This window comes from Micromonospora sp. CA-249363 (assembly GCF_050950185.1).
Taxonomy (GTDB): Bacteria; Actinomycetota; Actinomycetes; order Mycobacteriales; family Micromonosporaceae; genus Micromonospora.
Map to the genome: position 1 here is coordinate 796,764 of NZ_CP192020.1, position 13,667 is coordinate 810,430.

Consider the following 13,667-nt stretch of genomic DNA (forward strand, 5'->3'; position numbering starts at 1 on the left):
GCCCCGTGACCGTACCTGCCCCCGACCCCCGCGAGGTGCGTGAGGCGAGCCTGGACGAGTTGTCCCGGCTCGGTCTGCCGCTGCCGCCGGTCCAGTTTCCGCTCGTGTGGGAGCCGGGTGACGCGATCGAGCTGCGTCCCCGGGCCGAGATCGAGGCGCGCATCGCCGTGCTGCACCTCATCCTGGCCCGCTGCTTCGGGATGCCCCCGCAGGCGGCGATGAGCTGGCTGCTCGGCTCGCACCTGGTCGAGATGGTCACCCCACCCGAGTGGCAGTTCGTGATGGGCGGAAAGGGTGACCACCGTTCGTTCGTGCTGCACCACGACGCGCTCTTCGCGCTGGCCTGGGTGCTGGGGTTGAGCAAGCAGCTCGACCCCACCCTGGCGGTGGACGAGCGGCTGGTCGAGCGGCTGCCGCACATCGCCGAGGGGGAGACGTTCGGGCGCTGGCAGTCCAGGATCCTCGCCGCGCCGCAGCATCCGGCCGACGCGGCGGCCCTGCTCGACCTGCACTACTGCCTGGACTGGGCGTACCTGGAGACCGAGCGCAACGGCCGCCCCCTGCCGGGTCTCGTCGACGCCAACGCGATCGGGCAGCGACGCTGGGCGCTGGAGTGGGCGGTGATCCTGCGCGGGCCCTACCACGACGAGCCGCCCGGCTGGGAAGAGGTCGACCTCTCGACCTGAGGTCAGCGGGGCTGGTAGGCGTCCAGCCGGACCGCCACGGAAACCCGGACGGGCTCGGGCAGCGCGGCCAGCCGTTCGGCGAGCGCGGCCGGGTCGGTGTGCCAGGCGCTCGGACCCATCCCGACCAGCGTGGCGACCTCCGGTCGGGTCAGGGCCAACTCCGCGCGGTGCACCGTCGAGCCGGTGGGCGTGAAGTGCCCTCCCAGCGTGGCGGTCACCCGGTCCGCCTTGTCCGGGTCCACCCGGAGCAGGCGCAGGGCGTCCACCAGTTCGGTGAGGTGGTCGTCGGCGGGCGTCACCACCAGCAGCGTGCCCGCGCGGTCGAGCACGCGGTGGAACTCCGGGCCGTTGCGCGGGGCGAACACGTTCAGCAGCACGGCCGCCGCGCCGTCGGCCAGGGGCAACCGCTGCCAGGTGTCGGCGAGCGCCGCGGCCGCCCGGGGGTGCGCCCGCGCCGCGCGACGCAGCGCCGGCTTGGAGACGTCCAGGGCCAGACCCACGGCGTCCGGCAGCGCCGCCAGCACCGCGGCGAGGTAGCGGCCCGTGCCCGCGCCGACATCCACCACCAAGGGGTACGCGTCAGAGTCCGTGGTCGGCGCTCCGACCCGTACCCCTGCCGTTGCGTCCTTTGCTCTGCTTCCCTCTACGCGACAGTGCGGTGCGGAAAGTGTTGCGTCGGTGGAAGCAGAGCAAAGGGCGGAAGTGGTGCGGGCGGCGGGCGACGCGGGCGTGGCGCGCAGCCGCGCGACTGCCTCCGTCGCGGCGGCGGCGAGCGCCGTCGAGATGATGTCGTAGTGGCCGGCGGCCTGGAACTCGGCACGCGCGGCGACCATCTCGGCGCTGTCGCCGACGTGCGGCGACCGACCGGTGAGCAGGTTCACGTAGCCCTGGCGGGCGACGTCGAAGGTGTGCCGGCGCGGACAGCGCAGTGCACGGGCGGTGCCGGCGGTCGTCTCGGCCAGCGGTTCGCCGCAGACCGGACAGCGGAGCCGGTCGAGGATGCGCGGATCCACGTCAGGCCGCCAACGTGTCTGATGCGCGCATACCGGGCAGCCTAACCAGCCGCCCCGCTCCGGCCGTCCACGGCCGCTGACTAGGGTCTGGGGATGGTCGCAACTATCCGGTACGAGGACATCGTCAAGGTCCCGAAGGCGCTGCTGCACGATCATCTCGACGGCGGGCTCCGTCCGGCGACGATCGTCGAGTTGGCGGCGGAGGTGGGGCACGAGCTGCCCACCACCGACCCCGAGGCGCTCGGACGCTGGTTCTCCGAGGCCGCCGACTCGGGGTCGCTGGAGCGCTACCTGGAGACGTTCGCGCACACCGTGGCGGTCATGCAGACCGGACCGGCCCTGCGCCGGGTGGCGCGGGAGTGCGCGCTGGACCTGGCCGCCGACGGCGTCGTCTACGCCGAGGTCCGCTTCGCTCCCGAGCAGCACCTGGAGCAGGACCTGACCCTGGACGAGGTCGTCGAGGCCGTGCTGGCCGGGTTCGCCGAGGGAACCGCCCAGGCCGTCGAGGCAGGTCTGACCATCCGGGTCGGCACGCTGCTCACCGCCATGCGGCACGCGGCCCGCTCCCAGGAGATCGCCGAGCTGGCCGTGCGGCACCGGGACGCCGGGGTGGTCGGATTCGACATCGCCGGCGCGGAGGCGGGCTTCCCGCCCACCCGCCACCTGGACGCCTTCGAGTACCTCCAGCGGGAGAACTTCCACTTCACCATCCACGCCGGTGAGGCGTTCGGGCTGCCGTCGATCTGGCAGGCGATCCAGTGGTGCGGCGCGGACCGGCTCGGTCACGGCGTACGGATCGTGGACGACATCGCGCCGGACGGCACGCTCGGTCGGCTGGCTGCGTACGTCCGGGACAAGCGGATTCCCCTGGAGCTGTGCCCGTCGTCGAACGTGCAGACCGGTGCCGTGGCCTCGATCGCCGAGCACCCGATCGGTCTGTTGCGGGACCTGCGGTTCCGGGCCACCGTCAACACCGACAACCGGCTGATGAGCGGGACGTCCATGTCACGGGAGATGTCGCTGCTGGTGGAGACGTTCGGCTACGGCTGGCGTGAGCTGCAGTGGTTCACCATCAACGCGATGAAGAGCGCCTTCATCCCGTTCGACGAGCGGCTGCGGATCATCGACGAGGTGATCAAGCCGGCGTACGCCAAGCTGCTGCCCTGACCCCCTCGTCAGCCCTGCCGGTGGTGGCTGTGGTGGCCGGCGAGGAGGCCGGCCACGCGGCGCAGCACCTCCCGGGCCCGGGCCGCCTCGGCGCCCAGCCCCGTCTGGCGGCGCAACACCTCGGGTTCGGCGCGCAGCAGGGCCACGCCGCGCCGGACCAGCACCCGGGGCGCCTTGCGCTGCTCGGACAGGTCGCGGGCCAGCCGGCGCAGGAACGTCGCTCCGCGCGGGCGGCGCAGCGCGTACGCCCCGGCGAGCAGCCCGCGACGGCGGCACTCCTCGACGATCTCGGCGGCGAAAATCCCTTCGGCCACGAAAAGTGGCGATCCGTCGACATCAAATGGCCGGGTGGCTACCCGTCGATCCGCGCCGATCGCATAAACCGGCACATCGGCCCGGCCCTCGCGGGCCAGTCGCGCAATCGTTTCGACGGCCGTCGAGGCGTCCCAGGACTGCGGCGATTCCCAATCGACCTGGCCGTTTCGTCGCGGCAACGTAGGGTCATCGCCGTTCTTGTAGAAGTCGTCAAGACACAGCACCGGCAGGCCAGTTTGCTGCGCTATGTACGACTTTCCGGAGCCTGAGGGGCCGGCGAGCAGGACGACGCGGTGGGGATGATCCATTACCTTCAGTTACTCCGGCCAGACGGACTGCTATCAAATCGCATCAACATCTCATCACACCTTCGGCCGGTGACAACCTGGGCTTTCTTCTTGCCGAGCGGCGTGATGGAATCTCGGGGGTCCGACCCGCCGGGTCGGTCGCTGGGCGTTGCCCGGGGCAACGCGTTCAAGCTGTAATCGCGAGGGCGGTGACGTGAGCAAACGGCCAAAGACGGCGGGCTCCTTCCTGTCGCGACTGCGCCGGCCGGCCAGTCGACTCCGGGACATGCCGATCTGGTCCAAGCTCGGTCTCATCATGATCGTGCCGACCATCGCCACGGTCGTTGTGGGCACCAGTGGTCTCGTCGACCACCTGGAGACGCTCAACAATGCCAACCGGGCCGGCGACCTGGCGAATCTGTCGAGCTATTCGGGTGAACTGGTCGACAAGCTCCAGGACGAGCGGACCTCCGCCGTGCTGCTGCTGCAGGCGACCGGGACGCAGCCGAAGGCGCAGTACCAGGAGGCCTACAACCGGGCGAACACCCGGGTCGACCAGTCGATGACCCCCTACCGGCAGCAGCGGGGCGACGTGGAGGACCTGCCGAGCAGCCTCGAGGGCCTGCTCGGCGGCATCGACCAGAGTCTCAAGGACCTGCCGGGTGTCCGCAGCCAGGTGTTCAACGGCAAGCTGAAGCTCGCCGAGGCCGTCCAGGCGTACGAGGGTCTGATCAACGACCTGCTCGCCATCCGGGACTCGGCCACCCAGCTCGCCGGCGACAACGAGCTGAGCGACCGGATGCGGGCCGCGGCTGCGGTCGCCCGGGAGAAGGAGTTCCTCTCGCTCCGGCGGGTCGTCGTGCACCGCGCGCTCGGCGTGCAGGGTGGTCAGCGGATGACCCCGGCGCTGCGCACCGACTACATCGCCAGCGGCACCGGCCAGCAGCAGGCGCTGCAGAGCTTCAAGGCGGTGGCCAGCTCCGACGAGGCGAAGTTCCACGACCAGACGGTCGCCGGCGGTGACCGGCGCGAGGCGCAGAACTACATCGGCTGGATCGACGGCAACACCACCGGCGACATGCGCGGTGCTCCGTTCGGCCCCGACCAGTGGGAATCGGCCATGACGGCCAACGCCAAGCTGATCCGCGCCGTGGAGACGAAGCTCGACGGTGACGTGGTCGCCGAGGCCGACAACCTCCGGTCGGACGTCCAGCGCCAGGTGTTCCTGGAGACCGGCCTGCTGCTGAGCATGCTGCTGCTGGCCATCCTCTTCGCGTACCTGGTCGCCCGCTCGATGGCCCGGTCGCTGCGCGAGCTGCGCCAGGGCGCCCTCTCCGTCGCCCAGTACGGCCTGCCGCAGGCGGTGGCCCGACTGCGCGACCCGCAGGTCGTCGGGCAGCTCTCCCCGGTGCAGCTGGCGAACCAGATCGCCGAGCCGCTGCCGGTCCGCAGCAAGGACGAGTTCGGTCAGGTGACCGAGGCGTTCAACGCCGTCCACCTGGAAGCCGTCCGGACGGCCGCGGAGCAGGCGGCGCTGCGCGCCTCCGTCGCGACCATGTTCGTCAACCTGGCCCGTCGTTCGCAGATCCTGGTCGACCGCCTCATCGGGCACCTCGACCGACTGGAGCGCGGCGAGGAGGACCCGGACCGGCTGGCCGAGCTGTTCCAGCTCGACCACCTGGCCACCCGGATGCGGCGCAACGACGAGAACCTGCTCGTTCTCGCCGGCGCCGACTCCACCCGCGTGCAGCGCGAGCCGGCGGCGCTCATCGACGTGCTGCGTGCCGCGCAGTCCGAGGTCGAGCACTACACCCGCATCGAGTTCGGTGTCATCGACCGGGACATCGAGGTCGCCGCGCACGCGGTCAACGACCTCGTGCACCTCGTCGCCGAGCTGTTCGACAACGCCACCGCGTTCTCCCCGCCGGATTCGCAGGTCATGGTGGAGGCCCGTCGGGTCGGTGACCGTGCCTCGCTCTACGTGGAGGACCGCGGCATCGGCATCAGCCGCGAGCAGCTGCACGAGCTCAACGACAAGCTCGCGACGCCGCCCCAGGTGGACGTGGCCGTCTCCCGCATGATGGGCCTGGTCGTGGTCGCCCGCCTGGCCTCGCGGCACGGCGTGCGCGTCGAGCTGCGTCCCGGGGCTGACCGTGGCACGGTCGCCGACGTGACCATGCCCACCTCGGTGCTGGTGCCCCGGGCGCTCTCCGGCCGGGTCCAGCAGCCGCCGGCTCTGCCCGCCGCCGGCCCGCAGACCACCCCGCCGTCGCCGGTCCTCGGCGCGCTGCCCGCGCTGGGCAACGGGTCACGTCCCGGCGAGTCCGGCAACCAGGTCACCCTCGGCGGTCGGCCGTTCGACCCGGCGTCGCGCAACGGTTCCGGGACGCCCGCCAACACCGGCGGGTACCGCTCGATGCCCGCCTGGTCGGACCTGACCGGCGCGAGCGCGACGAACGGCGTCAACGGCGGCGACGGGTTCACCCCCCGGACGTCCAACGGGCAGTCCATCGACCCGCTGCCGCAGCGCCGGGCCGGTGACGAGCCGAACGGCGGCCAGCAGCCGAACATCCCCCGGCAGCTGCCCAGCAGCCCGGAGGCGCAGCCGTACTCCGCTCCGCCGGTCTCCGCCCAGCCGTACTCCGGCGCGCCGGTCTCTGCCTCGCCGGCCTCCGGCCAGCCGTACTCCGGTCAGCCCTACTCGGGTGCGCCGTACGGCGGCCCGCCGGTCTCCGCCGCGCCCGCCTCCGGTCAGCCGTACGCCGGTCCGCCGGTGTCCGCCTCGCCCGTCTCGGCGTCGCCCGCCTCCGGGCAGCCGTACTCGGCGCCGCCGGTCTCCGGCCAGTCGTTCAGCGGCTTCACCCCCCGGTCCGCCCCGCCCGCACCGGCGCCCAGCACCCCGGCGCCGCCGGCCTGGCCGCCGGTACCCGGTGGCGAGCGGGACACGCAGACCCCGCCGGTGCCCGAGCGGCTCGCCGCCGCCCTGGACATGACGACGGAGCTGCCCCGGGTGCCGCGCCCCGGCGACCAGCCGACCACCGCGGCCCAGTCGCCGGCGCCCGCGCCGCAGGCGCCGCCGGTCGCCGCCCCGCAGGCGTCGGCACCGTCGAGGCCGGCCCCGCAGGCTCCGGCATCGTCGGCCCGCCCCGCGCCCCAGCAGCCGCAGGCCCAGAACCGCCAGCGGTACGCGGACGAGACCATGGAGCTGCCGATCTTCCGGGAGCTCGAGTCCGCCTGGTTCCGTACCCGCCGTCCGGGTTCGGAGGAGGCCGCCGCCACCCCGTCGACGAACGGCGGCGACGCGACCCAGCAGTTCGCCACGGTCGATGCCACCGGTCGGGCAGCCAAGACACCACCCGGAACGACAGGTAACACACCGATGGCAGACACTCCGACGGCCGGAGGAGCGCCGCGGGACAACGGGTCGACAGCGAACGGCGGCGCACGCGCCGACCTCGCCGAGGGCCTACCGAACCGCCGGCCCCAACCGCAGAGCAACGGCTGGCAGACCGCCGCCGACGACGGCTGGCGTGCCGCCTCGGCAGCGGCCAGCGCGGCGCCGGTGAACGAGACCACCACTACCGGCCTGCCCAAGCGCAAGCCGATGGCGCAGCTGGTGCCGGGCGCGGTGGAGAAGCCCACCACCTCGGTCCAGCGGCGCTCCCCGGAGGCGGTCCGTGGCCTGCTCTCCGCCTACCATCGAGGCGTGCAGCGTGGGCGTAGCACCTCGGACAACCCGACCAGCCCGGAGGAGACTCCGGGAGGGCAGCAATCCTCGCAGTCTGGCTCAGGCTCAGCGGCCGGGAGCGGGCAGAAGGAGCAAGAAGGATGACAACTACGCAGGATCTTGGTTGGCTGCTGGCCAACTTCGCCGATCGGGTTCCGGGTGTCGCACACGCGGTCGCCGTCTCGGCGGACGGCCTGCTCCTCGCGTCGTCACGGGACCTGCCGCGGGACCGGGCAGACCAGCTCGCCGCGATCGCCTCGGGACTGGTCAGCCTGACCCAGGGAGCGGCCCGCTGCTTCGAGGGAGGCGCGGTGCTGCAGACCGTCGTGGAGATGGACAATGGCTTCCTGTTCCTGATGTCCATCTCGGATGGTTCGTCCTTCGCCGTGCTGGCGGCCCGCAGCTCCGACGTCGGGCAGGTCGGCTACGAGATGGCGCTACTGGTCGACCGGGTGGGCGACGCCCTGACCCCGCAGCCGCGCGCGGCCGCGGGCATGCTGGGCTGACGTCTCGCCGATCGTGCGGTCGGCGCAACTGATACGACAAGAACGACGAGTTCCACCGGTGGGAGCCGGTACGGGGTGCGAAGGAGGTGAGCGGCGACATGGCCGATCGTGACGAACCGACCGGAGCGTTGGTCCGTCCATACGCCGTGACCCGTGGTCGAACCCGTCCCCGGCTCGACATCGCGCTGGAGGCGCTCGTCGAGACGACGGTGCGCGGCCGCGCCACTGCCAACGGCAGTGGCGGCCAGGGCCGCGAACACCAGTACATTGCCGCGCTGTGTGACGGACGCGTGCAATCGCTCGCCGAGATCGCGGCGCGGATGCAGCTGCCGCTCGGTGTGGCCCGGGTGCTCATCGCCGACATGGCGACGGACGGCCTGGTCGCGGTCCACGAGCCGACCATCCTGGACGACTCCGACGACGCGGTGGGCACTGAACTGCTGGAGAGGGTGCTGAGTGGACTTCGCAGGCTCTGACATGTCGCACCGCCCACCGACCCCGAGTGGGCGCGTGACGTCGGCGAAGATCGTTATCGCCGGTGGATTCGGCGTCGGTAAGACGACGCTGGTCGGCTCGGTCTCGGAGATCACGCCGCTGACCACCGAGGCCATCATGACCTCGGCCGGCGTGGGCGTCGACGACACCCGGCAGGTGCCGGGCAAGACGACGACCACGGTGGCCATGGACTTCGGCCGGATCTCGATCGACCGTGACCTGATCCTGTACCTGTTCGGTACGCCGGGTCAGACCCGATTCTGGTTCATGTGGGACGAACTGGTGCGGGGCGCGATCGGTGCGGTCGTGCTGGTGGACACCCGCCGGCTGGCCGACTGCTTCGCGGCGATCGACTTCTTCGAGCACCGGCGGCTGCCGTACCTGGTGGCCATCAACTGCTTCGACGGGATGCAGTACCACGACCCGCAGGACGTCCGGGACGCCTTGGCGATCTCGAGCGACGTGCCGGTGGTGGCCTGCGACGCCCGTAACCGGGAGTCGACGAAGCACGTGCTGATCTCGCTTGTCGAGTACGTGCTGACCATGCGTCGTACCCGCGCCGTCGCCCCGGCCTGACCGGTAGGCTCCCGCGCCCGGTGGTGGTTCCGGCCACCACCGGGCGGGAGATGCTGCCCACCATACGAATCACAAAATCCTGGAACGGCTTCCGAAGCCCTTCCAGGATTTTTGGTGTCGACGACGTACGCGCTCCTGCGGCCCGCTGAGTTCGCCCCTGAAAGCACTCCCGCCCTCAGCCACGTGGCGTGAGGGCGGGAGGAGGAACGGGCGCTACAGAGGCGCTCAGGACTGGTAGCCGGCGGAACGGTACTCGTACTCGCGGTCGTCGTCGCGGTCCCCGTGGTCGCGGCTGAAGTCCCAACCACCGGCGGCCTCGCGGCCCGGGCGGCCGCCCACCGCGAACCCGCCGATCTCCTGGCCGCGACGCCAGCCACGGAAGTAGCCCGTGGTGTTCTCCGCGAGGCTCGCCGCGTCACGCACGATCCGGAGTGGACGCTCCTCGCGCAGTGGCGAACCCGGCACCAGGTTGGCCTGCGGAACGCGCTTCGGCAGACCGGCGTTGGTCTCGGCGCCGACCGCGGGACGGGCGGCCTGCTCGGCAGCCTGCCAACCGGTGTCGGCAGTGGTCGACCAGTCCAGGTCGGACTCGTCGTCGCCGTGGCCCACGAACCAGGCGGACTTGGCCTGCGCGAAGATCAGCAGGTCGCCGTCACCCTCGTCGGCGACCGGCGGCGGCCGGTGCTCGACCGGGGGCGGCGGCCGGTGCTCGGCGGCCCGCTCGACGAGCGGTGCGGGACGACCGTTGCGGTTGGCCTGCTCGCGGTCGACCAGCCGAAGCGGCGGAGCGTCCAGGCGGGACTCGCCCGAGGGCGGGTTCAGCCCTTCCCGCAGAGCCCGGTCGGCCAGCGGCGGCGGCTCGACCAGCCGCAGCATGGGAGGCTCCTGGGGCAGGTCGTCGGCCAGCCAGGGCGGCGTGACCCGCCCGTCGGCGCGACCCGGTTCCGTCGGGGCTTCGACGCCACGGTTGCCGCCGTACGGGTAGGCGACGGGGTTGTTCGGCGAGCTGTCGGCCGGGTCCTCCGGGTTGTTGACCAGAGGCCAGTTCGCCCGGGAGCCCGGCGGCGCGGACAACTCCTGCTCCGGCCGGGGAGCGGGCACCGGGATGCTGAGGTCGGTGACGCTGAACCCACCGGTGGGAGGGTCCTGGACCGACGGTCGTTGCGGCTGGCCCTGCCGCTCGCCATTGGTCTTCGGGCGGGGCGGGATGACCGTACGCTGCCGCTCGGCCCGAGCGCTGTTGATGGCGGCGGTGGTCAGCGTCGGCCGGAACGGCTCGCCCGCTTCGGCCGGCGGCACCGCGCCCCGCTGGGCCGGCGCGATCGGGGTGATCCCCGGGGGCGGGGGCGGGGGCGACGAGACCGGTCGGTTGGTCGGGCCGTCGATCCGGCTCGGGAGCGGCTCGGCGCGACCGGGTGGCGCGGACACCGGCGGACCGGCCGCGGCGGCCGGTGCGACCGGCGCGGGCGCGACCGGTGGCGGGGTGACCGGCGCGGGTGCGACCGGCGGCGGGCCGAGTGGACGTGGCGACGCCAGGGGGGCGCTGCCCGGCGCGGGCTCCGGCCTGCTGCGTCGGCCGCCGACGGGCGTGGGCTCGGCGGGGGTCGGGGTCGGGGTCGGGCGGACGGAGCGCAGGCCACTGCCGGTGCCGGCGAGGCCGGTCAACTCGCCGACCGCTTCGCCGCGTCGGGCGGCGGCCCGGCGGCCGGGAGTCGGCGCGGGGGTGCTGACGCGGGCGCTGAGCGCGCTGACCAGCGCCTCGCAGCCCGCGTCGCAGGCCCGTACGGAGGCGACGGCCTGCCGGACCGTCTCGGCCACGGCGGAGGTGAGCGCCCGGTTGACGGCGGCGCGACGTGGCGTCTCCGAGATGGCGACCCGCAGCGCCGTGACCGCTTCGTTGATCTCTTCGGCGTCGGCGACCCCGTCCGCCGCGAGGTGTGCGGCGATGGCGTCCGCGGCGACCGAGACCTCGCGGCCGCGGGCGATGGTGCCGCCGAGCATGCCCGGCTCGGGCAGCGCGTCCAGCACGGCCAGCGACACCGGTTCGGCCGGGTCCGGATACGCGCGCAGCGCCGCCGGGTACAGCTCCCGCAGCACCTCGCGCAGCGCCACGGCGGCGGAGTGCCGGCCGCTGGCCAGGGCGGCGTGGGCGGCGAGCACCTGCTTGTAGCCGGCCAGGTCCCGAGGTGCCGGCAGGGTGACGGCGGAGAGGGCGCCGGCCTGCAACGCGCGGGCCAGGCCGACGGCACGGCGCTCGGCGGGGGGTGACTGCATCTCCTCCAGCGAGTCGTCGTCGGCGAAACGCTCGGCGAAGTCGTCGACCGAGTCGTCGTCGGCGATCGCCAGGGGCCGACCCGCCGCGCTCAACAGCGAGGTGACCGTGTGGTCGTCGCTGTCGGCGGCGATGGCCGCACCGCTCGGCCCGCCCGACCGCTCCACGAGCAGCGCGACGAGCTGGGCGTAGCCAGCCGCGTCGTCGCCGATCTCGCAGACATGCAGCAGACGGCCTGCGTCGTCGACCACAGCGGACGTCAGCGTCGAACCGGCCGAGGCCGGTCGGTCAGCCGGATCCGCCGAGGCCAGACCGCAGTACACGCGCACGAGCGCCACGGCGTCGTCCTCCTCCCGGGACAGGTCTTCCTACTGCCAGCAACTGATGCTCCCCGGTACGGGTCAGTCGCGCCAGTCCACCACCGCAGAGATCTTGCCGACAATGGTGCGCCAACCCAAACTTGCGGTTTGTGCCCCGATTTTCTTCAGACGTCGCCGGCCCATGAAAGCGCCGATGCCGCCGTTGGCCGTGGCGCGGAGCGCCTCGTCCAGGTTGTCGAGGCTGGAGCCGGCGGAGAGCATGTCCAGGACCGCAGGCAGGCGCAACGCGTACGACACGTCGCGGGCGACCTCGCCGGCCTCGATCAGCAGGGTCGAATCCCAGCTGTCGTGGCCGCCCCGCAGGTTCTCCACGACGAGGTCGAGTTCGTAGGTGTCCTCGTCGAGCGGCACGATGTCGGCCGGCTCCACCCGTTCGGACAATTCATTCCAGCTGTCCAGTTGGGACAGGTCGTTGGGCGCGCCGGAACGGACGAAACTGACCAGCGACTCGGGGGTCTTGAACAGCAGCAGCTTGCCACGGTGGCTGAGGAAGACGGGCACCTCTTCGTCGTCCGCCTCGTCGGTGGCGTCCTCGTCCTCGTCCTCGTCGGCGGTCGCGTCGGCGTCGGCGTCGGCGTCACGGCGACGGCGCGAGGACTTCTCCTCCTCGTCGGCGTCGGCGAACTCCTCGGCCAACTCCTCGTCGAGGATGACGACCGTCTCGTCGTCCTCCTCCTCGACGACCTGACGGCGCGCGAGGAACGGGTCGTCCTGGTCGCGCTCGCTCACGTCGGTCGGGGTCAGCGAGCCGGCCGGCCGGTACGCGCGCAGGGTGAAGCCGGTGCCCGCGGGCAGGGCGATCTCCACCGGGTCGATCCGCAGCTCTTCCCAGAGCGACCTGTCGATCGCCGCGCGGGGGGTGTCGTCGGCCTCATCGGCCTCGTCTGGCTCGGCCGGGCCGGTGGTGTCGTCGAGCTCTGGCTCGTCGGCGTCGGGCCGTTGGGGCGACTGGCGGGCCACGCTGACCTCCGTGTGCTTCGGGTTGCCCACCCACCGGGGTCTCCGACCGGCGAGTGACTCTGGGCACATACCCTAGTCGGCGACTCGGGAAGCTCGGAGCCCGCACCCCGGTGGCCGGCCGAGGAACGTCCCGCACCTGCGGGTGCGCGACGGTGGCGGACCGGCCGTCCGACAAGTAGCGTAGCTACACATGAAGGCCCAGTCGCTGCACGGTCACCTCGACGCCCTTCTGCTCGCCGTCCTCGAACAGGGCGCGCTGCACGGCTACGCCATCATCGAGTCCCTGCGGACACGCAGCGACGGCAGCCTCGACCTGCCCACCGGCACGATCTATCCCGCCCTGCGCAGGCTGGAGCGTGCCGGGCACGTGGCGAGCACGTGGAGCACCGTCAACGGTCGGGAGCGGCGGACGTACCAGCTCACCGACTCCGGCCGCCGCGCGCTGGCCGGGGAGCGGGCCGGGTGGCAGGAGTTCCGGGCGACGGTCGGGCGGTTCCTCGACCCCGGCAGCCCACCGGTCACCCCCGCCTGAGCGGCGACAGGTCAGCGGGCGGTGGCCCGTACCCAACCGCGCGCCGCGCGCGTCAGCGAGAAGTACGCGGCACCGGCCACCACCATGCCGACGACCATCGGCGGCCACGTCAGCGCCGCGTCCCACATGTCGATCGACCACGCGAAGAGAGCGGCACTGGCCACCATGCCGAGCACGAGGTTGCCGGTCAGGGCGACGCCCACCGCCCGCTGTGCCATCGCGAGATGGGGTCGTGCCGACCGCGCGCCCGCCCAGATCACGAGCAGTCCGGTCACCGCGAGCAGCAGCCCACCAGACCAGAGCCAGTCGACCGAGGTGGACAGCAACCGGTAGGTGGCGGGCGGCGGCGGACCCGCACTCCAACTCGATCCCCGCCAGGTGAGGTCGCCGGCCACCACCGCCACCCCGGCGACGGCCAGCATCCGCAGGGAGAGGCCGCGCAGGGCGGCCACCGCCAGCTCCGCCTGCCAGGAGGGCAACACCTGCGCCGGCACGCCGAACTCGGCCACCGCGCGGCGCTGCGCCTCCGTGGACGGCACACCCCTGTCGCGGTACGCCTCGACGGCGTCCAGCAGGTCGTGACGCGCCTCGGTCAACAGCTCGGACTTCAACCGCGCCGGGCCCTGCAACCGGGACTCCAGGTCCCGCAGGTGCTCCTCGACCAGGAAGTCGTCCGCATGTCGCATGGCACCACCCTGCCACGGCGCGTGGACGTCCACGTCGGGGAGAACCCTGGTCCGTCCCCGAGACA

The 13,667-nt window shown here is 72.6% G+C and carries 12 protein-coding genes; 7 read left to right on the plus strand and 5 right to left on the minus strand.

The features are described 5' to 3' along the window. The first annotated feature begins 5 nt into the window (after window positions 1-5). On the plus strand, window positions 6-686 hold the full coding sequence (locus ACQPZK_RS03850) for a DUF4272 domain-containing protein (RefSeq protein ID WP_433536971.1): 681 nt from the start codon (window positions 6-8) through the stop codon (window positions 684-686). Window positions 687-688: 2 nt separating this feature from the next. Here the strand turns inward: ACQPZK_RS03850 and ACQPZK_RS03855 are convergent, their stop codons facing one another. After that, window positions 689-1,699: a putative RNA methyltransferase gene (locus ACQPZK_RS03855; protein WP_433536972.1), complete on the minus strand. Its 1,011-nt coding sequence runs from the start codon at window positions 1,697-1,699 to the stop codon at window positions 689-691. A gap of 93 nt (window positions 1,700-1,792) precedes the next feature. On the opposite strand from ACQPZK_RS03855, the gene ACQPZK_RS03860 reads away from it, so the two are divergent. Next, on the plus strand, window positions 1,793-2,866 hold the full coding sequence (locus ACQPZK_RS03860) for an adenosine deaminase (protein WP_433536973.1): 1,074 nt from the start codon (window positions 1,793-1,795) through the stop codon (window positions 2,864-2,866). Window positions 2,867-2,874: 8 nt separating this feature from the next. Here ACQPZK_RS03860 and ACQPZK_RS03865 read toward each other — a convergent pair whose 3' ends face one another. Continuing rightward, window positions 2,875-3,180 (minus strand): hypothetical protein, encoded by a 306-nt coding sequence (locus ACQPZK_RS03865; protein WP_433536974.1) that lies wholly within the window; start codon window positions 3,178-3,180, stop codon window positions 2,875-2,877. Between the two features lie 502 nt (window positions 3,181-3,682). On the opposite strand from ACQPZK_RS03865, the gene ACQPZK_RS03870 reads away from it, so the two are divergent. From ACQPZK_RS03870 to ACQPZK_RS03885, 4 genes are all read left to right on the plus strand, one after another. Next, complete coding sequence (locus ACQPZK_RS03870) at window positions 3,683-7,300, plus strand: nitrate- and nitrite sensing domain-containing protein (RefSeq protein WP_433536975.1); 3,618 nt, start codon at window positions 3,683-3,685, stop codon at window positions 7,298-7,300. Continuing rightward, window positions 7,297-7,701 (plus strand): roadblock/LC7 domain-containing protein, encoded by a 405-nt coding sequence (locus ACQPZK_RS03875; protein ID WP_007455462.1) that lies wholly within the window; start codon window positions 7,297-7,299, stop codon window positions 7,699-7,701. The genes ACQPZK_RS03870 and ACQPZK_RS03875 overlap by 4 nt, the downstream gene beginning before the upstream one ends. A 98-nt stretch (window positions 7,702-7,799) precedes the next feature. Beyond that, window positions 7,800-8,177, plus strand: coding sequence for a DUF742 domain-containing protein (locus tag ACQPZK_RS03880; RefSeq protein ID WP_357130437.1), 378 nt, complete (start codon window positions 7,800-7,802; stop codon window positions 8,175-8,177). A gap of 1 nt (window position 8,178) precedes the next feature. Further along, window positions 8,179-8,772, plus strand: coding sequence for a GTP-binding protein (locus ACQPZK_RS03885; RefSeq protein WP_334628720.1), 594 nt, complete (start codon window positions 8,179-8,181; stop codon window positions 8,770-8,772). A gap of 225 nt (window positions 8,773-8,997) precedes the next feature. Here the strand turns inward: ACQPZK_RS03885 and ACQPZK_RS03890 are convergent, their stop codons facing one another. After that, window positions 8,998-11,406, minus strand: a complete 2,409-nt coding sequence (locus ACQPZK_RS03890; protein ID WP_433539101.1) for a transposase — start codon at window positions 11,404-11,406, stop codon at window positions 8,998-9,000. 39 nt (window positions 11,407-11,445) lie between these two features. Then, complete coding sequence (locus ACQPZK_RS03895; protein ID WP_433536976.1) at window positions 11,446-12,414, minus strand: DNA primase; 969 nt, start codon at window positions 12,412-12,414, stop codon at window positions 11,446-11,448. Between the two features lie 160 nt (window positions 12,415-12,574). On the opposite strand from ACQPZK_RS03895, the gene ACQPZK_RS03900 reads away from it, so the two are divergent. Beyond that, window positions 12,575-12,916: a PadR family transcriptional regulator gene (locus ACQPZK_RS03900; RefSeq protein WP_433536977.1), complete on the plus strand. Its 342-nt coding sequence runs from the start codon at window positions 12,575-12,577 to the stop codon at window positions 12,914-12,916. Between the two features lie 11 nt (window positions 12,917-12,927). Here ACQPZK_RS03900 and ACQPZK_RS03905 read toward each other — a convergent pair whose 3' ends face one another. Next, the gene (locus ACQPZK_RS03905) at window positions 12,928-13,602 is read right to left on the minus strand and encodes a permease prefix domain 1-containing protein (RefSeq protein ID WP_433536978.1); all 675 of its coding nucleotides are present in this window, start codon (window positions 13,600-13,602) and stop codon (window positions 12,928-12,930) included. Window positions 13,603-13,667 lie beyond the last annotated feature (65 nt).

What these genes read in the sequence shown, in the direction of transcription:
- ACQPZK_RS03905 (WP_433536978.1), bottom strand. Translation starts at nt 13,602, where the DNA reads ATGCGACATGCGGACGACTTCCTGGTCGAGGAGCACCTGCGGGACCTG.
- ACQPZK_RS03860 (WP_433536973.1), top strand. Translation starts at nt 1,793, where the DNA reads ATGGTCGCAACTATCCGGTACGAGGACATCGTCAAGGTCCCGAAGGCG.
- ACQPZK_RS03885 (WP_334628720.1), top strand. Translation starts at nt 8,179, where the DNA reads ATGTCGCACCGCCCACCGACCCCGAGTGGGCGCGTGACGTCGGCGAAG.
- ACQPZK_RS03875 (WP_007455462.1), top strand. Translation starts at nt 7,297, where the DNA reads ATGACAACTACGCAGGATCTTGGTTGGCTGCTGGCCAACTTCGCCGAT.
- ACQPZK_RS03880 (WP_357130437.1), top strand. Translation starts at nt 7,800, where the DNA reads ATGGCCGATCGTGACGAACCGACCGGAGCGTTGGTCCGTCCATACGCC.
- ACQPZK_RS03900 (WP_433536977.1), top strand. Translation starts at nt 12,575, where the DNA reads ATGAAGGCCCAGTCGCTGCACGGTCACCTCGACGCCCTTCTGCTCGCC.